Origin of the sequence: Nonomuraea gerenzanensis (genome assembly GCF_020215645.1) — a bacterium.
In the GTDB taxonomy this organism is placed as follows: Bacteria; Actinomycetota; Actinomycetes; order Streptosporangiales; family Streptosporangiaceae; genus Nonomuraea; species Nonomuraea gerenzanensis.
This window is the reverse complement of the sequence record NZ_CP084058.1, coordinates 5,225,250-5,247,023: the sequence shown is the minus strand read 5'-3', so window position 1 is coordinate 5,247,023 and position 21,774 is coordinate 5,225,250. Positions and strand designations below refer to the sequence as shown.

At 72.8% G+C, this 21,774-nt stretch carries 21 protein-coding genes; 12 read left to right on the top strand and 9 right to left on the bottom strand.

All coding sequences use genetic code 11. The features are described from left to right. The first annotated feature begins 32 nt into the window (after positions 1-32). The 4 genes from LCN96_RS24595 to LCN96_RS56635 are packed head-to-tail and all read left to right on the top strand — an operon-like array spanning position 33 to position 4,666. Positions 33-1,622 (top strand): Mu transposase C-terminal domain-containing protein, encoded by a 1,590-nt coding sequence (locus LCN96_RS24595; RefSeq protein WP_225275236.1) that lies wholly within the window; start codon positions 33-35, stop codon positions 1,620-1,622. Then, positions 1,622-2,386 (top strand): ATP-binding protein, encoded by a 765-nt coding sequence (locus LCN96_RS24590; RefSeq protein WP_225275235.1) that lies wholly within the window; start codon positions 1,622-1,624, stop codon positions 2,384-2,386. Before LCN96_RS24595 ends, LCN96_RS24590 begins: the two co-directional genes overlap by 1 nt. Continuing rightward, positions 2,379-3,863 (top strand): hypothetical protein, encoded by a 1,485-nt coding sequence (locus LCN96_RS56640; RefSeq protein WP_263657511.1) that lies wholly within the window; start codon positions 2,379-2,381, stop codon positions 3,861-3,863. The genes LCN96_RS24590 and LCN96_RS56640 overlap by 8 nt, the downstream gene beginning before the upstream one ends. Further along, positions 3,860-4,666 carry an EAP30/Vps36 family vacuolar-sorting protein gene (locus LCN96_RS56635; protein WP_263657510.1) on the top strand — a complete coding sequence of 269 codons (807 nt, stop codon included), beginning with the start codon at positions 3,860-3,862 and terminating at the stop codon, positions 4,664-4,666. Before LCN96_RS56640 ends, LCN96_RS56635 begins: the two co-directional genes overlap by 4 nt. Before the next feature lie 33 nt (positions 4,667-4,699). On the opposite strand, the gene LCN96_RS57440 is transcribed toward LCN96_RS56635, so the two are convergent. The 4 genes from LCN96_RS57440 to LCN96_RS24565 form a co-directional block, all read right to left on the bottom strand. Beyond that, positions 4,700-4,837 carry a hypothetical protein gene (locus LCN96_RS57440; protein ID WP_397351974.1) on the bottom strand — a complete coding sequence of 46 codons (138 nt, stop codon included), beginning with the start codon at positions 4,835-4,837 and terminating at the stop codon, positions 4,700-4,702. Positions 4,838-5,011: 174 nt separating this feature from the next. After that, entirely contained in the window at positions 5,012-5,197 is a 186-nt protein-coding gene (locus tag LCN96_RS24575) for a Rossmann-fold NAD(P)-binding domain-containing protein (RefSeq protein WP_225275234.1), read from the bottom strand. A gap of 16 nt (positions 5,198-5,213) precedes the next feature. Further along, positions 5,214-6,062, bottom strand: coding sequence for an NAD(P)H-binding protein (locus tag LCN96_RS24570; protein ID WP_225275233.1), 849 nt, complete (start codon positions 6,060-6,062; stop codon positions 5,214-5,216). A gap of 278 nt (positions 6,063-6,340) precedes the next feature. Further along, positions 6,341-9,523, bottom strand: a complete 3,183-nt coding sequence (locus tag LCN96_RS24565; protein ID WP_225275232.1) for a hypothetical protein — start codon at positions 9,521-9,523, stop codon at positions 6,341-6,343. Positions 9,524-9,796: 273 nt separating this feature from the next. Between LCN96_RS24565 and LCN96_RS24560 the strand changes: the two genes are divergently transcribed. The 3 genes from LCN96_RS24560 to LCN96_RS24550 all read left to right on the top strand — a co-directional run bounded on the left by LCN96_RS24560 (position 9,797) and on the right by LCN96_RS24550 (position 12,922). Further along, complete coding sequence (locus LCN96_RS24560) at positions 9,797-10,918, top strand: carboxylate-amine ligase (RefSeq protein ID WP_225275231.1); 1,122 nt, start codon at positions 9,797-9,799, stop codon at positions 10,916-10,918. A gap of 168 nt (positions 10,919-11,086) precedes the next feature. Then, complete coding sequence (locus LCN96_RS24555) at positions 11,087-12,277, top strand: serine hydrolase domain-containing protein (protein ID WP_225275230.1); 1,191 nt, start codon at positions 11,087-11,089, stop codon at positions 12,275-12,277. Between the two features lie 66 nt (positions 12,278-12,343). Further along, positions 12,344-12,922 (top strand): TetR/AcrR family transcriptional regulator, encoded by a 579-nt coding sequence (locus LCN96_RS24550; protein ID WP_225275229.1) that lies wholly within the window; start codon positions 12,344-12,346, stop codon positions 12,920-12,922. Between the two features lie 27 nt (positions 12,923-12,949). On the opposite strand, the gene LCN96_RS24545 is transcribed toward LCN96_RS24550, so the two are convergent. Together LCN96_RS24545 and LCN96_RS24540 are read right to left on the bottom strand one after the other, a co-directional pair. After that, the gene (locus tag LCN96_RS24545; protein WP_225275228.1) at positions 12,950-14,491 is read right to left on the bottom strand and encodes an NAD(P)-binding domain-containing protein; all 1,542 of its coding nucleotides are present in this window, start codon (positions 14,489-14,491) and stop codon (positions 12,950-12,952) included. Further along, the gene (locus LCN96_RS24540; RefSeq protein ID WP_225275227.1) at positions 14,488-15,051 is read right to left on the bottom strand and encodes a carboxymuconolactone decarboxylase family protein; all 564 of its coding nucleotides are present in this window, start codon (positions 15,049-15,051) and stop codon (positions 14,488-14,490) included. Before LCN96_RS24540 ends, LCN96_RS24545 begins: the two co-directional genes overlap by 4 nt. Before the next feature lie 187 nt (positions 15,052-15,238). Here LCN96_RS24540 and LCN96_RS24535 point away from each other — a divergent pair, with 187 nt between their 5' ends. Then, entirely contained in the window at positions 15,239-15,631 is a 393-nt protein-coding gene (locus LCN96_RS24535) for a nuclear transport factor 2 family protein (RefSeq protein WP_225275226.1), read from the top strand. A gap of 117 nt (positions 15,632-15,748) precedes the next feature. On the opposite strand, the gene LCN96_RS24530 is transcribed toward LCN96_RS24535, so the two are convergent. Together LCN96_RS24530 and LCN96_RS24525 are read right to left on the bottom strand one after the other, a co-directional pair. Next, positions 15,749-16,393, bottom strand: a complete 645-nt coding sequence (locus LCN96_RS24530) for a carboxymuconolactone decarboxylase family protein (protein WP_225275225.1) — start codon at positions 16,391-16,393, stop codon at positions 15,749-15,751. Positions 16,394-16,442: 49 nt separating this feature from the next. Beyond that, on the bottom strand, positions 16,443-17,270 hold the full coding sequence (locus LCN96_RS24525; RefSeq protein ID WP_225275224.1) for an alpha/beta hydrolase: 828 nt from the start codon (positions 17,268-17,270) through the stop codon (positions 16,443-16,445). A gap of 269 nt (positions 17,271-17,539) precedes the next feature. On the opposite strand from LCN96_RS24525, the gene LCN96_RS24520 reads away from it, so the two are divergent. Further along, on the top strand, positions 17,540-18,505 hold the full coding sequence (locus LCN96_RS24520) for a prephenate dehydrogenase (RefSeq protein ID WP_225275223.1): 966 nt from the start codon (positions 17,540-17,542) through the stop codon (positions 18,503-18,505). Here the strand turns inward: LCN96_RS24520 and LCN96_RS24515 are convergent. Then, positions 18,487-19,638 (bottom strand): acyl-CoA dehydrogenase family protein, encoded by a 1,152-nt coding sequence (locus tag LCN96_RS24515; RefSeq protein WP_225275222.1) that lies wholly within the window; start codon positions 19,636-19,638, stop codon positions 18,487-18,489. The two genes, LCN96_RS24520 and LCN96_RS24515, sit on opposite strands and share 19 nt — an antisense overlap. Positions 19,639-20,062: 424 nt before the next feature. Between LCN96_RS24515 and LCN96_RS24510 the strand changes: the two genes are divergently transcribed. The 3 genes from LCN96_RS24510 (at position 20,063) to LCN96_RS24500 (ending at position 21,744) form a co-directional block, all read left to right on the top strand. Continuing rightward, entirely contained in the window at positions 20,063-20,677 is a 615-nt protein-coding gene (locus LCN96_RS24510) for an isochorismatase family protein (protein ID WP_225275221.1), read from the top strand. A 66-nt stretch (positions 20,678-20,743) separates the two neighbouring features. Further along, positions 20,744-21,286 carry a hypothetical protein gene (locus tag LCN96_RS24505; protein WP_225275220.1) on the top strand — a complete coding sequence of 181 codons (543 nt, stop codon included), beginning with the start codon at positions 20,744-20,746 and terminating at the stop codon, positions 21,284-21,286. Further along, a complete protein-coding gene (locus LCN96_RS24500) occupies positions 21,283-21,744 on the top strand; it encodes a hypothetical protein (protein WP_225275219.1) in 462 nt (153 codons plus the stop codon). The genes LCN96_RS24505 and LCN96_RS24500 overlap by 4 nt, the downstream gene beginning before the upstream one ends. Positions 21,745-21,774 lie beyond the last annotated feature (30 nt).

Sequence of the window (21,774 nt, the reverse complement as noted above, 5' to 3'; positions counted from 1 at the left end):
TGTGATATCTCCCCCGCAGCGGGAGGCCGATCATGCCGAGAGCCGATCGCGAGCAGCGCCAGGCCGCCGTCGAGCGGCTGCGTCAGTTGCGTGCCGACGGCGATCTCACCGCCGACCATGTGCGCCTGGCAGCCGCCGGTCTCGGGCTGAGTGAGCGCACCGTGTGGCGAATGCTGGGCAGCGAAGACGGCGCCGCACGCCGTCCCGGTCCGCCGCCGTACGCGCTGACGGAAACCGACCGGGAGGCCTACGCCCACTACGGCGCGAACATCGCCGCGGTGCACCGGGCGCGCACCGCCGTCCTGGACGGCCAGACCAGCGCGGCCGGCGTACCGATCCCCGCATTCCTGGTCCAGGGCTGGGTCGGAGCCGAGCCGGTCACGCTGCGCACCCTGCAGCGGGCCTTCACCCGGGCACTGTCGCCCGCCGAGCGGGCCAGCTGGAGTTCGGGCGAGCAGGCCCGGCGCGAGGCCGACGTCTACCTGGTGCGCCCCGCCGCGCACCGCAACCAGATCTGGGAGGCCGACCACAAGAAGCTGCCCATCCTGGTGCTCCCGCCACGCGGCCCGGCGGTGTGCCCGTGGCTGACCACGATCGTCGACGACGGCACCCGCGCCCTGCTCGGATGGGCGCTCGCGCTGACGCCGCACGCCGGCACGGTGCTGACCGCACTGCGGATGGCGCTGGTCTGCGACGCCGAACGCGGCCCGTTCGGCGCGATCCCGGCCCTGGTACGCATCGACCGCGGGCTGGAATTCGCCGCCGCCTCGGTGCGCGAGGCTCTGGCCGCCTTATGCGTCGACCTGCAGCGCCTGCCGGCCCGCCAGCCACACCGCAAAGGCAAGATCGAACGACTGCACCGCACCATCGACCAGACCCTGCTGTCCGGGTTGCCCGGCTTCACCGAAGGCCCGCGCGATGCCGCCGGCAAGCTGTACGGGCCGCTGGACGATGGAGCCGCCGCCCGTGCCGCCGCGCCCGATCAGGCGGTCCAGCCGATGCGCATCGAACGCTTCGCCGCCCACTTCGCCTCCTGGGCGGCCTGGTACAACACCGAACGGCCACACACCGCGCTGGACGGCCGGACCCCGGTGCAGGCGTGGAACGACGATCCGTCCGCGCTGGCGCGCATCGGTGCCGAACGGCTGCGGCACCTGCTGCTGGCCGGCATCGAGCGCACCATCGGCAAGGACGGCGTGCGCCTGCACGGCCTGGCCTACGTCGCCCCCGAACTGCAGGGCCGCCGCGGCCAGCCGGTGCAGGTGCGCTACATGCCGCACGACGACCGCTTCGTCGAGGTCTACCTCGACGGCGAGCACCTGTGCACCGCGCACCCGCAAGGCCAGCTCACCGACGAACAGGTGGAGGCCTTCCGCGAGCACGCCCGCCAGGAGACCAAACGCCTGACCCGGCAACGCCGCCAGGCGGCCGCTCGCACCCGCGCCGAGTTGGCGCCCCTGTCGGATGCGGACAGCGAGCCGGCGCAGGCGCGGCTGCTGCCCGCCGCGGCGCTGACCGACCAGGCCCGCCGCCGTGCCGACGGCGAGCTGACCCGCCGCTCGCGTAGCGACCTGCTCGGGCTGCGCCCGGTCCGGGCCATCCCTCCGGAGGAGACGTCCTGATGCCCGTCCACTTTCTCGGCCTGCGGGACGCCGCGACGCTGGATACCGCCCAGTTCCAGCTCACCGGCCGCATCATCGACGACCTCATCGACTACTCGGCCACCGGCGTCATCCACGGCCCGGCCGGCGTCGGCAAGACCTTCGCCGTCGACGCGCATCTGGAACGGCTGCGCGAAGACGGCGAGCACCGCGTCATCACCTGCTCGCTGGCCTTCCCGTCCAAGCCCACCATGCGCCGGGTGGCCGCCGAGCTGTTCACCGCGCTGACCGGCGGCGCGCCGCCGCGCTCGCACAGCCGCTTCCACCTCGTCTCTCACCTGGTCGGCCTGCTGACCGGGCCTCGCCGGCTGGTGTGCATCGATGAGGCCCAGCGCCTCAACAGCGACTGCATCGAGCTGCTGCGCCACCTGCACGACCACCACGACACCCGCTTCGCACTGCTGTACGTCGGCGGCGACGGCTGCTGGGAGGTGCTCTCGCGCGAGCCGATGCTGCGCTCGCGCGTCTTTCGCCGCCTGCCGTTCAAGGCACTGCCTCGCGCTCAGGTCCCCGAGCTGATGCGCGGTTACCACCCGATCTACGCCGACGCCGACGAGCAGCTGCTGCTCGACATCAACGACTTCTACGCCCACGGCACCCTGCGCGACTGGGCGGCCTTCACCCACACCGCCGCCGCGCTGTGCGGCCAGGCCGGCCGGACCCGGCTGGACGAGGCGGTGCTGGCCAACGCCTACACCCTGCTCGGCGGCGGCCTGGATGGCTGACCGCCGCCTGTGGCCCCACCCGCAGCCCGTCATCGTCGACGATCGCCATCACCTCAAGGCCACCCAGCGCTACCTGTACCGCCTCGGCACGCTCCAGCGAACCAACACACCCTGCCCGCGTCTGCTCATCCGCCCCACGCCGGGCGGCGGCGATGAGCTCACCCTGGGCTTGGACGTGCTGGCCGCGCTCGGCAAGAACCCCGAAGGGCTGCGCCGCGACAGGATCGGCGGCGCCGGATGGGAGCTGGCCCGCGCCTGGCTGACCGCCACCGGCATCACCGACCTGCTCATCGACCGCGCCAACATCCTGCCCACCGACCGCATCGCCGACCTGATCGCGTTGGCCGACGAGCTCGGCATGTGGTTGTGGCTGATTTGGAGTGGAGACGAGCACCTCGGCCCGACGATGAAACTGATCGTCGACGCCGGTCACCCCGACCAGGTGATCCGCCCCCAGGACCTGCCCGACGTGCTGCCGCTGCCCGTACCCGCCCGGCCCGACCACGCCGAGCCATGGCCCGTCTTGCCCGCCGCCGACTTCACCACCTTCCGCGCCGCCTGCCGCCGCCACCTGTCCCCGCGCGCCTTTGCCCGCGCCGACGACCTCTACCGCGCCGCCGTCGGACACGTCCACGCCTGGATGGCCGACCGCGACCCGCGCCTGTACGACTGGCTCGCCCTCCCGTCACCGCCGCTGACCGACATCGCTGTCGACCTGATCGGCTGGTTACGCGACACCCACCTCGGACCGACAGCCGAACCCGCCCCGGCGCTCATCGCGCTGCGCGCCACCCAGGCCGCGCTGTTCCGGCACGCCATCCTGCTGCGCTGGACCCCGGCCACCCTCGGCCCTGCCCCCGCCGCCCGGCTGCCCGGCGACCTCACCCCGGCCCGGGCCCGCGATCTGGCCACACTGGCCCCCACCGATCACGCCGCGGCCACCGCCCTGTCCCTGCATCTGAACCTGCCGCCCACCCACTTCGGCTGCTTCCGCTACGGCGACCTCGCCGCCGACGCCTCACACCTGGCCGCCCCGCCACCACACCACCACCCGCCACCACCGCACAGCAAACTCTTCTACGCCCCCAACGGCGCACCCACCACACTCACCGTCGCCGAAGGCGAACTGGCCTGCCAAGGCCCCATCCTCATCCCGCCGCACGCCCGGCACCTGCTCGCCGCCCACCAGGCCCTGCGACGCCGCCAGAACGCCGCCGACGACGAGCCGCTCTTCCTCAACGACCACGACCCCGCCCGCAGCCCAGCCGCCGCCTTGCACGAGCGGACCATCCGCACCTGCCGCCGGCTCAACCTCAACCCGCCCTGGCTCCACCGCGACCCCTGCAAGTACGGCGCCGACGTCGGGCTCACCCCACGCTCCCACGGCTGGCTGAACGAACGCGCCCTGGTCATGCGCCAGCTCGACCGCGACCTCATCGCCCGGCTGACCTCCCCACCCGTAGGACGACCCGCATGAACCCTCAGGCGTTCCAGCAACGCATCGAACAAACCGCCCTGTCGCTCTGGGAACTGGGCGACCTCCTCGGCATCCACCCGCACCATCTGCACACCGGCGACGTCCCCGGCCTGACAGCCCTCCCCGCCCAGGTCATCATCGACCTTGCCCGCCGTCTCGATCTGCACCCCGCCGACCTCATCGAGGCACTCGATCCACCCACACCCGCCCGCTGCACCACCGCCGCCGCCGCCGACACCGCGGCCGACACCGCGCAGCCCGACCTCAACACCGACGCGCTGACCGTGCTCACCGCACTGGCCACCACCAGCATCCCGCTCACCGCAGACGAACTCGCCACCGCGCTGCGGTGGACACTCGATCGCATCACCACGGCGCTGAGCCACGCCCACGCACACCCTGCCCTCGCCGGCCCCGTCGCACTCCGCCGCGTCCCTCCAGATGGCTGGGCCGTCTCCGCCCGGCTGGACGTGCTCACCGACGACCAGCGCCGCGCCCTGGCCGACAACGTCCGCTACCGCGCACCGCTCACCGACGACCAAGCCAACACCCTGCTGGCCGCCTACGTCCTCCACAGCCACGGTGAATATGACAGCTGGCGCCAGGACCACCTCGACGCCGAACAAGCACTCAAGGACGGCGGCCTGATCCACAGCCAGAACGGGCCCCACCGCGTCAGCCTGGACGACGATGTCCGCTTCAGCCTCGACCACCGTCCCAGCGCCCCGGCCGACACCCACGCACAGCGAGACGGCTTCCGGGCAGCACGCCACTCGGCTTCGCCTCCAGATGTCAGTGACTGACTGTCGCCGTCACTGACATCAACTTGTCGCGAGCTACTGCCAAGAACCTGTCGTTTCCACTGACAGAAACTCGTCGCTCAACAGATACGCGGCCTGCATCACCCTCTCGACGTGCTCGGCGGAGTGGGTGTCCGCGAAAATCTGAATCAGGTGATCCGTGATCCGGCGAATCGCCTGTTCCTCGCGAAGGTATCGTCACTCACCAATATCTCCCCGACGTCGCATTTGTCGCATTTCGCAGCAAACCGCCAGGTCTGCCCGAGCGTCGGGACCCAACCATATAGGGGTTCTCGGCCGCGCCGATTTTTTTGTTTCACCGGAATACACAGATGCTCATGGGTTCGTTCACTCCGGCAGGCCGACGAGCATGGCGCTGTCGTTCCAGAGCGCCCGCGACGGCTCCGCACTGTGAGCCGCCTCGCCCCGCCGCGGGGTGCCCAGGATCAGGCGGACGTCTCCCGACCGCGTCAGCCGCTCGGCCACAACCGCGCCGAAGCCCGCGGTTCCGCCGGTCAGCACGATCGTGCGCACACCGCCTCCCCTCACGTCACACCAGACGGCGCAACGTCTCACCGATCTCGGTCGGGCAGGCGATCCGCCGATCGCCGGCGGGCTGCAGCAGGCCGCGCTCCACGGCCTCGTACATGCCGGCGAGCTCCCGCGCGAGCTGCGGCGGCACGCCCGCCTCCACCATGCTGGGGATCCACTGCGCCTGCGGGATGGTGATCACCTGGAGCGGCCTGCCCAGGACGGCGCCCAGCTCCTCGGCCACCTGCCGCTCGGTGTAGCTGGGGGAATCCAGGTCGATGACCTCGCTGCGCGCGGGCGGCGTCAGGAGGGCGTCGGCGGCCACCTTGCCGACGTCGTGCGTCGCGATCATCGGGGCCGGCGTGTCGGCCGAGTCGCCGAAGACCGGGTAGACGCCGGCCCCGCGTGCGGCGTCGAGCGCGGCCTCGACCTTCTCCTGGAAGTGCCCGGAGCGCACCGCGGTCAGCAGGACGCCCGTCTCGCGCAGCCGGTGCTCCAGATGGTGGAGCCAGCGGATGGGGCCGGTGCCCTCGGGCAGCTCGGCGCCGAGGGAGGACAGCATCACGACGTACGGGACGCCGCTGTCCAGGACCGCGCCGGCGATCGAGTCGGCCAGCGCGCGGTGGCCGGCGTCGTCCGCCGCCGGATCGGTCGGGAGCATGACGAACGCGGCCCGGCAGCCGCCGAACGCCTCCGCCAGGGCCGCCCTGTCGCCCAGGTCCGCGACGAACGTCTCCGCTCCCGCCTCGATCCAGCCCTTGCCCCTGGCCGGGTCGCGGACCACGGCCCGCACCGGCTCGGCCCTGGCCAGCAGCCTCCGGGCCGCCGCTCCGCCGACATGACCTGTCACTCCGGTGATCGCGTACATCAGCCGCCTCCTGCCTCTTGTCGTTTCGGGTGCCGTGTTCTCAGTGAAGGCGTCGGCGGCGAGAGGATCCATGTTCATGACGCTCGGTTGCATTTCCGCGCGTCTCGGCTGAGGGCGCGAGGTGCGGACGCGGGCGCGCTGCACGGGCGAGGTGCGGACGCGGACGCGGGCGTGCTGCATGGGCGCGGGCGCGGGGCGTAGGGCGTAGGGCGCCATGACTGTCAGCGCGCCAACGTGATTCGCCACCGCGCCACCGCGCCACCGCGCCGTGAGCCGCCCTACGACGCCCCTCGCGTAAGGCTGAACCAGTTCAGATACCACCCCGCCTCCCCCGGCGGCGCCGAGACGGTCAGCGTGTTCTCCCCCGCCGCCAGCGTCAGGACCGGCCCGGTGACCACTCCCCACCCACCCTCGGCGACGGTGGTGGCCGGGTAGGCGGTGGAGCCGACGCGGACGTGGATGCGACCGCCGGCCGCCCCCCGCATGCGGGCCCGGTACGCGATCGTGTACTCCCCACCCCGAGGCACGAACACCTTGTACGCAACAGGCGTCCCCGGATGCCCCGCCGTGCCCGTGTCGTCCGCGAGCACCCACCCTTCGGTCTGGTACGAGTTGTCCGCCCCCTTGTCCGCGCACTGGCTCGTCCCCCACCCCCACATGCACAGGTGCACGAACGCGTGCGAGTCCACCGTGATGGTGGAGCCCTGCGTGAGGGTGGTGGCCGTGGTGGCGGTGTGCTCGGCCTCGATCGTGCGGCGCTGCCCCGGCTCGACCGGCAGGATGGCAGGGGCCGGGTCGAACAGGGCGCCCGGGTCGACGGTGACCAGCCACTGGTCCAGCTCGGCGTAGGCGTTGTCGGTGCGGCACGGCCCCTCGACCGGCGCGCCGCAGCTCGGGGCGACGCGCTGCCCGAGCCAGTAGAAGAAGCGGCCGGAGGCGTCGAAGCCGCCGAGCCGGGTGTCGGTGACGGACTTGCGCGCCGGGTCGGCGGGGTTGGCGCCGACGGGGAGTCTGGAGCGTCCCGGGTCGGTGAAGGCGCCGATCGTGAACGACATGGCCCGGCCCGCGCCACTCGGGCGGATGGCCAGCACCTCGCCGCTCGCCCCCAGCGTGACGAGGTGGCCGCGCTCCGGGTCGTAGGCGACGCCCGTGGTGGGGCCGGTCTCGGCGCCCTGGAGCAGGTCGTAGTCGGGCGGGCAGGTCAGGCCCCACACGGTGGTGCCGCCGAAGGACGAGGTGTACTCGTGCCAGCCCTTGGCCGGGTCGTACGCGCAGCTCTGCCCGCCGACGTTGTGCCGGCCCGGCTGCCGGGCGTAGACGGCGAGCGGGCCGTTGGCGAAGCCGCGGCTGCGGCGGATCCACAGGTTGCCGTCCCCATCGTAGGTGCCGGCGCTGGAGCCCCAGAACCGGCCGCCGTCGTCGCGGTCACCGGCGATGAGGGGCGCCGAGACGGGCGTGATGCGCCCGGTGGCGGCGTCGTAGCTGAACTCGATGACCGGGTTGTGCACGTTCCAGGCGTCGAAGACCGCGGTGAAGCGTTCGTCGCCGAGCGTGCCGGTGGGGTCGGCCTCGACCGCGAGCACGGACAGGTCGGCGTAGTCGTCCGGGGCGGCGGTCTGCGGGTTCGGGAAGCGGGGCAGTTGGTAGTGACCGCGGATGCTGGCGGTGTAGCGGCCGGCGGCGTCCGGCCCCTCGACGCGCAGGACGACGATGGCGCCGTTCTTGTTCTCCTCGCCGGTGCCGGAGGTGTACTGGGCGACCACGAGGTCCTTGGAGGCGGGCAGCAGCGACATCTCGTTCATGCCGCGGCAGTAAGGCGCGCTGTCGCCGCACGCCGCCCGGCCCAGCGTGGGGTGGGAGTCCCTGAGCTGGGCCGCCGTCCACTGGTTGCCGTCCGCGACCTGCCAGCGCCCGCCGGTCTTGGTCAGCACGCCGAACGTCGGCCAGACGCCCTGCCCGTCGTGACCGCTCTGGTTGGGCGCGAAGACGGTGAACGCGATCGCGTCGCCGCCGTCGATGGCCTGCAGGTCGGCGATGGAGCTGCCGCCCGGCGAGGCTGGCGGGTGCCTGCCGTGGGTGGCGCCGGTGGTGGAGCGGATCCGGATGTTCTCGTACGCGCGGCGTGCCGGGTCGAACGACATGATCACGCTGTCGTCGGCGGTCGGGAAGAAGAAGACCGCGTTGTGGTCGAGCCCCGCCGTGAAGATCGTCCCGTCGGCGGCGACGGCCGAGAAGAACGCGCTCTGCCCCGGCGGCACGTCCCAGCCGGGCACCGGGGAGGCCCCGATGGGCTGGCCGGTGGGCGCCGTGCCGCCGTCGGTGAGCGTCCCGAACGTGCCGGGCGCGCCGTAGACCTGCACCGCCCGCGCGGCCGGGGTCTGCCGGCAGCGCCCGGCGGCCTCGGTGATCTTCGCCGTGTAGACGAGCCGCCCGGCGGTGCTCAGGTGCAGGTTGTCGCTGTCGAACCACGGCTGCGCGGCGCCGTGCTGGTGCTGGCCGGCCTCGGCGGCGAAGTCGAGCAGGGTGAAGGAGTCGGCGCCGTCGGCGGCGGCGATCCACCGCAGCACGTCGTTCAGCCGGGTGGCCGCGGCGGCGTAGTCGCCGCTGTAGACGTTGCCGTGCTGGGGAGCGGTGATCGCGACCAGGCAGCCGGTGCCGGCGATCATCTCGCCCAGCACGGCCACGAGCTTGTCGTACACCGCCGCCCAGCGCGCGTCGCGCTCCTGCTGGGTGGCGCCGAGCGCGACGTGGAGCGCGTCGTTGGCGCCCAGCGCGACCACGAACCCGCTCGTCTCGTGCTCGCCCAGCCCCCGAAACTCGTCGAGCAGGTAGCCGTCCGCCTTCGCCAGGCCGGTGCCGCCGTCGTCGGTCCAGCGGCGCCCGCCCTGGCCCTCGACCTCCGCAAGCATCCCGGCGGTGTTCAGGTTGCCCTCCACGTAGCCCTGCATGCCGTGGGCCGCGTTGTAGCCGGAGTCGTTGAGCTGCTGCAGCAGGCTGTCCCCGAGCACGGCGACCCGTGGCAGGCCGGGCTGCCCGTGCGCGTTGGCGTACGGCGACAGGTAGACCTGGCAGCCGCCGTCGGGGGTGACCAGCCGCGGTGACAGGTAGGTGGCGACCGGCCGGTCGCCGACGGCGGGCGTGCCGGTGAGCGTGCCGGTGACGTGCTGGAACGGCACGGCCTGCGGGGTGTCCGGCGGCCACTGACCGGGGAGGTTGTCCCAGCGCAGCTCCCACCGCAGCGCGCCCGCCTCGGTGGTGCCCGAGGCGTCGGTCCTGGTCAGGCCGGTCACCCTGGCGAGCGGGCCGTAGACCGAGTCGGAGACCGTCCACGCCACCCGCCAGGTGACACCACCCGCCGTGCAGGAGCTCGACCCGGCCACCGGGTCGGCCCAGGCGGGCGCGGCGCCGGTGGCCAGGACGAGCAGGAGGACGACTGAGGGAACCAGGAATCGCGACGACATGGTCATCGACCGCCTCGGGACGGGAGGTTTGATCGGGACTGTACGTCGCGTCCAATAAGTCGCCTAGACCTAACGGCCGCCGTTGCGGGAAGGGCCTGCCGGGCGGGCGGCGCGACGGGCAGGATCGGAGCGGGCCGTCCCGAGCTCCGGATTTGGTCGTCCTGGGATCGGACCGGGCCGTCCCGCCGTCCCGTTGTCCCGCCGTCCCGTTGTCCCGCCGTCCCGTTGTCCCGCCGTCCCGCCGTCCCGCCGTCCACCGTCGCAGGGGAGCTCATGACCGTGCCAGCCGCGTCGTTCGATCCCGTCCGGCCCCTGATGGGGGTCGAGGAGGAGTACTTCGTCGTCGATCCGCGCACCCGGGAGGTGGCGCCGCGGGCCGGGCAGGTCGTCCGGCGGGCCGCCGGCGAGCTCGGCGACCGGGTGTGCACGGAGATCACCCGGTTTCAGGTGGAGGCCAAGACGCCGCCCTGCGCCGACGCCGCCGGGCTGGAGCGGGAGCTGCGGCGGATGCGGGACGTGGTCGCCGCCGCCGCGCGGGCGGAGGGGCTGGCCGCGGTCGCGTCGGGCACGCCCGTGCTGGGCGCCGCGGTGCCGCCGCCCATCACCGAGGACCCGCGCTACGACCTCGGCATCGACAACTACCGCTCGCTCCACGACGAGCAGGCCATCTGCGCCGGTCACGTGCACGTGCACCTGCCGGACCGGGAGCTGGTGCCGCTGGTCTGCAACCATCTGCGGCCCTGGCTGCCCGTCCTGATCGCGCTCATGGCGAACTCGCCGTTCTGGACGGGCCGCGACACCGGCTACGCGGGCTGGCGGGTGTTGTCGTGGAGCAAGTGGCCGGTGGCGGGGCCGCCGCCGTACCTGGAGGGCCTCGAACACTACGAGAGCGTGGTCGCGGCGCTGACCGCGAGCGGGGCGCTGGTCGATCCGGCGACGGTCTTCTGGGACGTGCGGCCGTCGCCGCGGCTGCCGACCGTGGAGGTGCGGGTGAGCGACGTGCCCGCCTCGGCGCGGGAGTCGGTGTTCCTGGCGCTGCTGGTCAGGGCGCTGGTCACGGTGTCGCTGCGGCGGGTGGAGGCGGGCGATCCCGGGCCGCGGACGCCGGGCGAGCTGCTGCGGGTGGCGTACTGGCGGGCCGCCAGGGACGGGCTCGACGGGCACGGCGTCGATCCGCACACCGGGCGGGCGGTTCCCGTGGCGGAGCTCGTGGCGGGGCTGCTGGAGCACGTCCGGCCGGCCCTGGTGGACAGCGGTGACCTGGAGGCGGTCATGCGGGGGTGGCGGTGGTTGCGCGCCGCCGGGAGCGGGGCCGCCCGGCAGCGTGCGGCACTGAAGGAGCGCGGGTCGTTCGAGGGGGTGGTGGACGACCTGGTGGAACGCTTCCCCGCCTGAAGGCCGGCGCCTCAGTGAAACGCTTCGCGCCTGGAGCCGGGCGCCTCAGTCGCACGGTTCCCCGCGTTGAGGCCGGCGACTGATCGGTTGCGTCCCGACCGACCGGTAGGTAGTCTCCACTCCACCCTCTCTACCGACCGGTCGGTAGAGCGATGTGAGAGGACTGTCATGGATGTCACCGAGATCAACGGGACCGTCGCCGGCGGGTTCGAGGCGGTGCGGGAGGTCTTCCGCCGCAACTTCGCCCAGGGCGCCGAGGTGGGCGCCGGCCTGGCCGTCTACCAGCACGGGGAGCCGGTCGTGGACCTGTGGGGCGGCGACGCCGACCCCGGCACCCGTCGGCGGTGGGAGCACGACACGATCGCGCCGCTGGCCTCGACCACGAAGACCTTCGCGGCGGGAGCGCTCCTGCTGCTGGTCGAGCGGGGCCAGGTGGACCTGGACGCGCCCGTGGCCCGCTACTGGCCGGAGTTCGCGCGGAACGGCAAGGGCGAGATCACCGTACGGGTGCTGCTCAGCCACCGCGCGGGGCTGCCGTCGATGGAGGCCAGGCCCGTCACCTGGGAGGACCTCAGGGACTGGACGCCGATCACCGACACCCTGGCCGCCGCGGCACCCGAGTGGCCGCCCGGCACCGCCCACGGCTACCACGGCGTGACGTTCGGCCACCTGACCGGGGAGATCGTCCGGCGGGTGTCGGGGACGAGCCTGAGCGAGTTCTTCGCCCGCCACATCGCCGAGCCGCTCGGCGGCCTCGACTGCTACCTCCGCGTGCCCGACGCCGAGCTGCCCAGGATGGCCACCATGGTGGTGCCCGGCGCCGAGGATCTCAGGCTGGGCATGGCGGTGCCCGAGCTGGCCGGCCTGGTGGCGGCGCTGCACGATCCGGCCACGCTGACGTACCGCTCGATGTTCGGCAGCGTCGCCATCGGCTGGGACGCCACCAACGATCCGAGGACGTACCAGGTGCAGAGCCCGTCCATGGACGGCGTCGCCTCCGCCCCGGCGCTGGCGCGCTACTACGCCGCGCTGATCGGCGAGGTCGACGGCGTCCGGCTGCTCAGCCCTCCGCTCCTGGACGAGGTGCGCCGGCCCCACGGCGACGGCATCGACGAGATCCTGCGGGTGCGGACGTCGTGGGGGCTCGGGTTCGCGCTGCCCGGCGGCCCGATGTGGCCGGCGCCGGAGCACGTCACCGGGCTGTTCGGGCACAGCGGGGCCAGCGGCTCCTTCGCCTTCGCCGACCCCGCACGCGGCCTGGCCTTCGCCTACGTCCCCAACCGCGGCTCCGAGCTGCTCGAAGGCGGCGACTTCCGGGTCCGCGGCCTGATCGAGGCACTGTACGAAGGCAGGCTCTGACCACGCCGTCGGAGCGGGCTCGCGGATCGCCTAGCGAGGGCGGCGACGCGGATAGGCTGTGACCAGTTGAGCACCGAGGACGAAGGACAGCCGTTGCTGCGTACGGAGCCGGGCGACACGCGAAGCCGCATCATCGAGACAGCGCGGGAGCTGTTCACCACGCAGACCTACCGGGCCGCCTCGATGCGCGACATCGCCGAGCGAGTCGGCATCACCAAGCCCTCCCTGTATCACCATTTCCGCAGCAAGAGCGAGATCCTGGCCAGCCTGGTGGGCCCGCCCATCGAGCAGCTCGAGTCGGTGGTCGACGGCGCGGCGGCCCGCGCCACGCAGGCGGAGATCAGGCAGCACGTGCTCGGCGGCTGTCTCGACGTCATGCTGGCCCACCGCGAGACCATGGCCCTGCTCCTGCGCGACGCCTCGGTCTACAGCGACGAGACGACCGAGGTCATGTCCAGGATGGTGCGCATCGTCAACCGGGCCATCGACCTGCTCACCGGGCCCGATCCCGACTGGCGCCGGCGCGTACGCGCGGCCCAGGCGTTCGCCGCGGCCACCGACCCCGTCAGCCAGCTCGCGGACGTGCCGGTGGACGATCTCCGCGCCGAGCTCCTGAGCGGCGCGAACGCGATCCTCGATCGCTGACCTCAAGCAGGTCACGGCCACGCGGGTTCAGGCGGCGGGCAGGTGCTCGGCCAGGAAGGCGCGCAGCGGGGCGGCGTGGCGTACCGGGTCCTGCCAGCGGGCCTGGAGGTCCTCCAGCAGGTGCCGCTCGGCTACCTGCTCGCCGCGCCGCCAGACCCGGACGACGGGGTGCAGGAAGGCGCACTCGTCGGCGCGGTCCGGCGTCGGGTGGCGGCGGATGGCGAACACGTCGGGGTGCCGGTCGCGGGGGCCCCAGCGCAGGGTGACGGTGAGCAGCAGGTCCTCCGCGGCGAAGCGGGAGACGGCGTAGTCCTCCGGGAGGTCCTCGAAGTGCCGGGCCGTCCGGTTCGCCGCGTCGATCACGTACGCGTCCGCCAGGTACTCGAACTGGGTCCACAGCGCCGAGCTGTGATTGACGCGGCCGAGCACGTCGTCGGTCAGCAGCCCGGCGTCGGCGGGCAGCTCGCGCGAGCGCAGCGGCACGCCGTCGTAGCGTTCGCGCAGGAGCGCGGCCAGCGTGCGCAGGTTGTAGCGGAAGCCGTCGATGAACGCCGAGGACGCGCGCTTGAAGTCGCGGGCCTGCATGAGCGTGCCGGCGAAGTAGAGGCCGTCGACGTTGGCGGACTGGAAGTCGGGGCGGATGGCCGGGATGCGGCCGTTCGGGGCCAGCTCGGGCCGGCAGGAGGCGTCGAACGGCCCGGTGTCCATGGTGAAGCCGGTGCAGCGCAGCACGGCGTCGTAGTCGAGCACCGCCTGCTCGCCGTCGGCGAGCGTGTAGGTGATCGCGGCCCGGAAGCCGCCGTTCTCCCGCCAGATCCGGTCCACCGTGCACTCCAGCACGGCGTGCAGCGTCTTGAACCAGTAGCTGTCCAGCAGCGCGCCGTACTGGCCGCGCACGTGCCCGGGGTGCTTGCTGGCCCAGGTCAGCCGTACGGGGCTGGGGCTGGCCAGGTGGATCACCGACGCGTACGGCAGCAGCGCCTGGGCGGTCTCGAACGCCGAGTTGCCCTTGCCGAGGATGAGCACCCGCTGCCCGGCGAAGCCCTCGCCGCCGGCCGGCACGTCCTCGTAGCCGGTGGCCAGCTCGATGCCGGGGATGTCGGGCACGTGCGGCCCGCCGAACCCGGTGGCCACGATCACGCAGTCGGCGCGGTAGAGGTCACCGGCGGTGTGCACGGCGAACCGGCCGCCGCTCCGCTCCACCCGCAGCACCGGCGTGGCGTAGCGGACGCGCAGGTCATGCACGCGCTGGAAGTCGGCGAGGTAGCGCAGCAGGTCGTCGGCGTGCGGGAAGTACTCCTGCGAATAGCTGGGGAAGGTCAGCTCGGGGCCCTCGTTGAGCAGCGAGTTCCAGTCCCAGCGGAGCTGGATCTCGCGGTCCTTCTCGCCGGTGTGGACCTTGTTCAGCGAGATCAGCCGCCGGTGGCGCGGGAAGCGGCGGAAGAAGCCGCCGGGCGACTCCTCCCGCTCCAGCGTGACGTAGTCGGCTCCGGCCCGCTGCAGGAAGTGGCTGAGCTGGAGGCCGCCGGGGCCCGCGCCGATGATCAGGTAGCGGTGGTCGTGCGTCACCCGGCGTGTCCCGCCTGCTGCGGGGCGGGGTGGCCGTAGCCGTACCGCACGACGCGCTCGGCCGCGGCGGCGTAGCCGGCCGGGTCGTCGGGGGCGTGCGTGGCCAGGCCGTCCACGTACCGGTTGAACATGCAGAACGCCGCCGCGATCAGCACCGTGTCGTGGATCTCCTGGTCGGTGGCGCCCTCTGCCCTGGCAGCCGCCACGAGGTCACCGGTGACCTCGCGGCCGCTGCGCTGCACGGCGGCGGCGATCGCCAGCAGGGCGGTGAGCTTCGGCGAGATCTCGGTGCCCGCCGTGCCCGCGCGGACCCGGTCGACCAGGTCCATGCCGCCGGGCAGCTGGGCGGCGGCGAACGCGGCGTGCGAGGCGGTGCAGAAGCGGCACTCGTTGAGGTTCGACACGTAGGTGGCGATCAGCTCCCGTTCGCCGCGCGTGAGCGTGTTGTCGCCGCGCAGCAGCGTCTCGGCCAGGGCGTTCAGCGGTCCCGCCGTCTCGGGGCGGAAGGCGAAGAGGCCGCGAATTCCGGGCTCACCAGAATCGATGGGGATATGGGGCATTAATGCTCCTCATTTTCGGCCGATCCGGTCGGTCACCTCCTGCATGATCGGGTCGTCGCTCATCCACTGTCAATGTCCTCTTTTCCTCATTTATGAGCATATTTCGGACGTCTTCTTGTTTTGTGGATCTACGCAGCGTAAGGTCGCGAACGGCTCATCAGCCCTGTTTGCGATGGGACGGAACTCCATGACCGAACATTCCCACATCACTGTCGCCAGCGGTTTCTACGACGCTCTCGCCAAGGGCGACTTGGACGTCCTGCGAGATCTGCTCACCGACGACGTGGTCTTCCACGTCCCCGGCCGCGGCCCGATGGCCAGGGACTACCGGGGCAAGGAGGAGGTGCTCGGCTACCTGTCCCGGCTGGCCGAGGCCGCCTCCGGCGGGCTGCGGCTGGAGCCGGAGGACTTCCTCGCCGGCGGGGACCGCGTGGCCGCCGTGCTGTCGATCCGCGGTGAACGGGACGGGCGCACCCTCAACGACCATGGCCTGCAGCTCTTCCGGTTGAGCGGTGGCAGGATCAGCGAGCGGACGAGCTATCCGTACGATCCCTACTCCGTGGATGAGTTCTTCGCCTGACGGGCGGTGAGGCGCGGGCGCCTGTACGGGGTCCGCGCCGTGCTCGGCCGTGGTGGGCTCGGCCGTGACGGGCTCGGCCGTGACGGGCTCGGCCGTGGCGGGCTCGGCCGTGGCCGTTCAGGAGGCCTCCCGCAGGGCGTCGTTCCAGGTGGCCACGTAGCCGCTGGTCAGCCGGGCCCGCTCCGCGTAGTGCTCGGGGTCGTCGCAGGCCAGCGTCGCCAGGCCGTCCACGTAGCGGTTGTACATGCAGAACGCCGCCGCGATCAGCACCGTGTCGTGGATCTCGTCGTCCGTGGCCCCTTCCCGCCTGGCCGCGGCCACGTGCTCGGGCGTGACCTCCTGGCCGCCGCGCTGCACCGCCGCCGCGATCGCCAGCAGGGCCTTGAGCTTGCCGGGGACGGGGGCGGTCTCGGGGTCGGCGCGTACCTGATCGACCAGTTCCATGCCACCGGGGACGCGGACGGCGGCGAAGGCGGCGTGGGTGTGGTAGCAGAAGCGGCAGCGGTTGAGCGACGACACGTAGGCCGCGATCAGCTCGCGCTCGCCTCTGGTCAGCGTGCCGTCACCGCACAGGAGCACCTCGGACAGCAGGTTCAGCGGCTGCGCGGCCTCCGGGCGGTAGCGGAACAGGCCGCGGATTCCCGGTTCGTCCGAATGTAACGTGATGTGAGCGGTTCTGCCGCCGGCGTGGTTGACGAATTCCTCCCAGCGCGGCGGCCAATTCGCGGTATTGCGGTTATCCAGAAAGGTGACGTTGGTCATTTTGTACCCTTCGTTCTCGGTAGTGTCCGGCCTTTTCAGTGTGCGGCGATCAGGCCCGGGAGAAGGGGGTGCGGGCGGCCAGCAAGGTGCAGGCCGGTGACCGCTTCCTGCCACCGCCCGATGGGGTGAGGGCGCGGATCACCGCGGGCCACGCGGCGGAGAGCGGGTCGATGAGGGCGAAGTGCCCGGCGTCCTCGATCTCGGTGAGCGCGACGGCCGCGCGGGCGGCGAACCTGCGGCTCATCTCCACGGGCACGAGCCGGTCCCGGGTGCCGTGCACGAGGGCGACGCGGGTCGTGGGGGCGAGGGGCAGCAGCCGTACCGGATCGAGGAGGCCGGTCAGCTCCGCGCGGCCGTGCACCAGGCGCGCCGCCGCTCCCCCGCCGAGCCCTGAGGTGAACGCCGCTCCCAGGTCGGACAGGGCCGCCAGGGCCACCACCGCCTCCACGGCGGGCTCGCCGCGCCACGGGCAGGAGGCCGGCAGGCGGTGCCGCAGGGCCGACCAGAGGGCCAGGTGCCCGCCCGCCGAGTGGCCCACCACGGTGACCCCGCCACGGCCCCGCCGCTCGGCGGCGACGAGGTCGATCGCGGTGGCCACGTCGTCGAAGGTGCCCGGGTAGCCGCCGCCCTCCTGACCCAGCCTGCGGTACTCCGGGACGTACACGCGGTGCCCGAGGTCCGCCAGTGCGGTGGCCATGGGGCGGGTGTGCGACCTGTCGTACTGCGACAGCCAGAAGCCCCCGTGCAGCAGGACCACCGCGGGCGCGGTCTCCCGGGGTGGGAGGTGGACGTCGATGACCTGGTCGGGGTGCGGGCCGAAGCGGATGACGCGGTCGGGGGCCCTGACGGGTCTGGTCAGCAGTTCGTGGAAGGACATGCCGCGAGCGTAGGCAGGGGTGCGGGACGCGGACCCTGGCCTGGCGTGGCAGGAAGGTGCCGTGCCCGTGCAGCAAGGGGACCTGGTGGGGCGCTGCCCGGCGGTGGGGCGGGCGCGCACCATGGTCGGGAGCGTGAAGGCCGCGCCAGCGTGAAGGCCACGCCAGCGTGAAGGCCGCGCCAGTGTGAAGGCCACGTCAACGTGAAGGCCTCGTCAGGGAAGGCACTGCCATGTCAGGATCTGGCACCTCAACGACGCCCGGGTGGGCGGTGCGCAAGGTCACGGTGATCGGGTGCGGGTTGATCGGCACGTCGGTGGGGCTCGCCCTGCGCCGGGCCGGGGTCCGCGTGGCGCTCGCCGACCGCGATCCGCGTGCGGTGGCGACGGCCGTGAGCCGGGGTGCGGGGGTGCCGCTGCCGGCGGGTGCGGCTTCGGACGGAGGCGTTACGCAAGAGGCGGGTGTGGGAGTGCCTTGGGGGTCGGGGCCCGCTGATGTGGTGGTGATCGCCACGCCGCCGTCCGCCGTCGTGCCGATGTTGCGCTGGGCGCAGGCGCGCGGCCTCGGGGTGCTCTACACGGACGTGGCCAGCGTCAAGGCGCGGCTGCTCGCGGAGGCCGAGGCTGCGGGGTGTGACCTGGGGAGCTTCGTGCCCGGGCACCCGATGGCCGGGCGCGAGTCGTCCGGGCCGGGAGCCGCGAGTGCCGACCTGTTCGAGGGGCGGCCGTGGGCGGTGTGTCACCATCCGGCGCTGTCGCCGCACGCCGTGCGCGCCGTGACCACGCTGGTGAGCGCGTGCGGCGCGCGGGTGGTGGCGATGGGGGCCGAGGATCACGACCGGGCCGCCGCCGCGGTGTCGCATGCCCCGCACGTGGTGTCCTCGACGCTGGCGGCCCGGTTCGCCGGGGCGGGTGAGGCGGCGCTGATCCTCGCCGGGCGGGGGCTGCTGGACGTCACGCGCGTGGCGGGCGGGCCGTCCGGGCTGTGGTGCGACATCCTGGAGCACAACGCCGAGCCCGTCGCCGACGTGCTGGAGGCCGTCGCCGGTGACCTCGACTCGGTGGTGGCGGCGCTGCGCTCGGGTGACCCGGCGCGGCTGGCGGCGCTGACCGACGTGCTGGGGGCCGGCAACGCGGGACGTTCCCGCATCGTCAGGTCCTGGCCGGGTGCGAGCGGTGCCCCGCGTCCGCCCGTACGGCGCAGGCAGGATCCCGCGCCTCAGACGTACAGCGTGTGAGGCGGCAGGCCGCACAAAGTGCGGCCGTACAGTTCGGCGCCCGTCGCCGGGTGGGTCAGGCTGTGCAGGGACAGGGTGGCGAGGTCGCGGGCGATGCGGTGGAGGGGCTCGTCGTCGCGGATCGAGGTCTCGTCGCCCGCCGCCGCCAGCGTGTCGGCCGCCTGCCGGGCGAGCCTGCACACCTCGCCCGCCTCCGCCCGCGCCCTGGCGCGCTCCGCCAGGCTCCACTCCTGGGCCCGCGCGCTCTTGCCGTCCACGAGCGCGGCCAGGCGGCGGGTGTGGAACTCGGCTTCGTCGATCTGCATCGTGGCGTCGGCGACCCGCAGGTGCGTCATCGGGGCGGCGGCGCGGCTCTCGTAGTCGGTGTCGGCGAGCCTGCCGTACGTGACGCGCTCGGCGAACGCCTCCCGGGCGGCACGGGCGAGGCCGAGTGCCGCGCCGGCCGCGCAGACGGAGGCGAAGGGCACGAGCGGGGCGCGTGAGGCGGAGCCGCGCAGGGCCTCACGCAGGGGCAGCACGCGGTGGGCCGGGACGAAGAGGTGGTCGGCGACCGTGCCGGCGCCGCCGCAGCCGCGCAGCCCAGGGGCGTCCCAGCCGTCCACCAGCTTCAGGTCGGACGTCCTGGCCAGGGCCAGGACGTGGGTGGGCCGGCCGTCGGCGCCCACGCGCATCGCGGCGATGAGCTGCCACTGGCTGTGCGCCGCGCCGGCGATCTGCCCCCACCTGCCGTTGATCTCGATGCCGTCGCCGGTCTCGAAGGCCATCGCGGTGGGCCGCAGGGTGCCGCACATGCGGACGTCCGCGGTGCGGAACACGTCCTCCTGCGCCTGCTCGGGGAACATCGCGCAGGCCCACGCCGCGCTCCACGAGGCGGCGGCCGCCCACGACACGGCGCCGTCGGCCCCGGCCAGCTCGGCGGCGACCGCGGCCACGGTGCCCGCGTCCGCCTCGTAGCCGCCGAAGCGCGCGGGCACGCACAGCCGGAACACGCCCGCCAGCGTCATCGCCTCCAGGGTCTCCGCGTGCGGGGCGCCGTCGCGCCCGGCCGGGGCGGCCTTGCCGCGCAGGGCCCGCGCCAGATCCGCCGCGCGGGCGACGAGCTCCGCTCCGCTGGGAGTCGGCAGCCTCAGCATCGCGCCTCCTCGTCGGGCCGGCGTGCCCGTCGTCAACGAGGCTCGCACTCCGCGCCCGCGCGGACATCTCCGAAATTGCTCTCCTCGGCGCTGGGCACGGCACGAGAACCGGGAATTCCGGCAAGCGGTTACCGTCGCAGGCAGGGGAATCCGAACGGAGTTCATCATGCGACGTATTCGCGTTTCCAAGCCCACCAAGAAGCCCGCGCCCACCCAGCTCGACCTGCGCACGCCGTCCGGCAAGAAGCTACCGTTCTAGGCCGGTGAGAAAATGCCGGGCTGGCAAGAAACGGCGACAGGAAGGCAGCTTCCTGCCGCCGTACCACCCTTCCGCGACAATGCACTTGAGGCGATCATGATGGAAAGCCGAGATTTCTACGGGTGAGCTGACATGACGATTGTTGCGGAATTCGAGCCTTATCCGATGCCGGACACGGGAGAGCTTCCCGAGAACACTCCACCGTGGACGCCCGACCCGCGGCGTGCCGTGCTCCTGTTGCTCGACATGCGCAACAGCGTGCTGGACGCCTTCCCGCACGGCGAGGCCCCGCTGCGCGACCTGTTGAGCAACGTCGCCGAGCTGCGCGAGCAGTGCACGCGCTGGCGCGTCCCCGTCGCGTACGCGGCGCAGCCGGGGCTGATGAGCGAGCAGCAGCAGGGCCTGCTCAGGGACTTCCAGGAGGAGCGCGGCCCCCGGCTGGACGCGGCTCAGCGGCGCTTCCCCGACTGCGTGGCCCCCAGGCCGCACGACTGGCTCATCGCCAAGAAGCGTTACAGCGCCTTCCACGACTCCACGCTGCTGTGGCGGATGCGCGAGTCCGGCCGCGACCAGCTTCTCATCGCGGGCGTGTACGCGCACGCCGGCGTGCTGGCGACGGCGCTCGACGCCTTCACCCACGACATCCAGCCCTACATCGTGGCCGACGCCATCGCCGACCGCACCGCCGCCGACCACCTGCAGACGCTCCGCTTCGTGGCCGGCTCCTGCGGGGTCACGCTGACCACCAAGCAGTTGCTCGTGCAACTGCGCACGTTCTGAGATGCCGCGTTCCGTGCCTCGATTCAGGCTGAGGGAAAACTCCCAGGTCGGAATCGAGGTACAGGCATGCGCACGGAAACGCTGCCCGCCGGTCTCAACGCGCGCCACCACAAGGCCGCGCTCACGGCGTTCATGGTCGTGGTGGTCGCCCACTGGGGCGAGCACCTCGCGCAGGCGGTGCAGGTCTACGCGCTGGGCTGGCCGCTGAAGGAGGCGCGTGGCCTGCTCGGCGTGCCCTTCCCGTGGCTGATCTCATCGGAGTGGATGCACTACGGGTACGCGTTGCTGATGCTGACCGGGCTCATCATGTTGCGGAGCGGGTTCGTCGGCAGGTCGCGTACGTGGTGGAACGTCTCGCTCGGCATCCAGGTGTGGCATCACCTGGAGCACCTGCTGCTGCTCGTCCAGGCGCTGGCGGGGGCGAACCTGCTGGGCCGGCCCGCGCCGACGAGCCTCATCCAGCTCCTGGTGCCGCGGATGGAGCTGCACCTGTTCTACAACGCGCTGGTGTTCGCGCCGATGGTGGTGGCGGTGCTGCTGCATCGGCGTCCGCGCGTGTCCGAAGGTGCCGGCATGCGCTGCACCTGCGCCGTGGCGCCCAGCTGGTGACCGCGTCGGGGACGGCGGCGGGCAGGCGTGCCCGGGTGTCCGGCTTCTCCGTGGTGCTCACTCTCTTCGCGGGGCTGCTGGTCTATCTGGGGGCGCAGGACGCCGGTACGGTGCTGCGGGCCGCGTTCGCGCAGGGCGAGGCGGGACGGTTCGTGCCGCGTGAGCTGAGCTGCCTGCGGCATCCCGGTCACGAGTCGTGCGTGTGGACCGGTGACTTCAGCTCCGCCGACGGGACGGTCCTGCTGCGCGGTGTCGAGCTGTACGGCAGCGACCGTGCCACGCACCGGGCCGGTCTGGCCGTGCCCGCCGTGGACGTCGGCGCGCCCGCCAGGGTGTACGGGCCCGGCGGCTCCGGCGAGTGGATGTTCCGCGTGCTGCTGCTGGCCGCCGCCGCGGCCATCCTGTGGTTCCTGTACGGCCGGCGCCCCCGCCGCGCCCCGGCCGTCACGCGCTCGTGACGGCGCAGCCCCGCCAGGTCCCGCTGTCAC

Excerpts from the sequence above, each read along its gene's own strand:
- LCN96_RS24595 (WP_225275236.1), top strand. The coding sequence starts at position 33 with ATGCCGAGAGCCGATCGCGAGCAGCGCCAGGCCGCCGTCGAGCGGCTG.
- LCN96_RS24590 (WP_225275235.1), top strand. The coding sequence starts at position 1,622 with ATGCCCGTCCACTTTCTCGGCCTGCGGGACGCCGCGACGCTGGATACC.
- LCN96_RS56640 (WP_263657511.1), top strand. The coding sequence starts at position 2,379 with ATGGCTGACCGCCGCCTGTGGCCCCACCCGCAGCCCGTCATCGTCGAC.
- LCN96_RS56635 (WP_263657510.1), top strand. The coding sequence starts at position 3,860 with ATGAACCCTCAGGCGTTCCAGCAACGCATCGAACAAACCGCCCTGTCG.
- LCN96_RS24570 (WP_225275233.1), bottom strand. The coding sequence starts at position 6,062 with ATGTACGCGATCACCGGAGTGACAGGTCATGTCGGCGGAGCGGCGGCC.
- LCN96_RS24565 (WP_225275232.1), bottom strand. The coding sequence starts at position 9,523 with ATGTCGTCGCGATTCCTGGTTCCCTCAGTCGTCCTCCTGCTCGTCCTG.
- LCN96_RS24560 (WP_225275231.1), top strand. The coding sequence starts at position 9,797 with ATGACCGTGCCAGCCGCGTCGTTCGATCCCGTCCGGCCCCTGATGGGG.
- LCN96_RS24555 (WP_225275230.1), top strand. The coding sequence starts at position 11,087 with ATGGATGTCACCGAGATCAACGGGACCGTCGCCGGCGGGTTCGAGGCG.
- LCN96_RS24540 (WP_225275227.1), bottom strand. The coding sequence starts at position 15,051 with ATGCCCCATATCCCCATCGATTCTGGTGAGCCCGGAATTCGCGGCCTC.
- LCN96_RS24535 (WP_225275226.1), top strand. The coding sequence starts at position 15,239 with ATGACCGAACATTCCCACATCACTGTCGCCAGCGGTTTCTACGACGCT.
- LCN96_RS24530 (WP_225275225.1), bottom strand. The coding sequence starts at position 16,393 with ATGACCAACGTCACCTTTCTGGATAACCGCAATACCGCGAATTGGCCG.
- LCN96_RS24525 (WP_225275224.1), bottom strand. The coding sequence starts at position 17,270 with ATGTCCTTCCACGAACTGCTGACCAGACCCGTCAGGGCCCCCGACCGC.
- LCN96_RS24515 (WP_225275222.1), bottom strand. The coding sequence starts at position 19,638 with ATGCTGAGGCTGCCGACTCCCAGCGGAGCGGAGCTCGTCGCCCGCGCG.
- LCN96_RS24510 (WP_225275221.1), top strand. The coding sequence starts at position 20,063 with ATGCCGGACACGGGAGAGCTTCCCGAGAACACTCCACCGTGGACGCCC.
- LCN96_RS24505 (WP_225275220.1), top strand. The coding sequence starts at position 20,744 with ATGCGCACGGAAACGCTGCCCGCCGGTCTCAACGCGCGCCACCACAAG.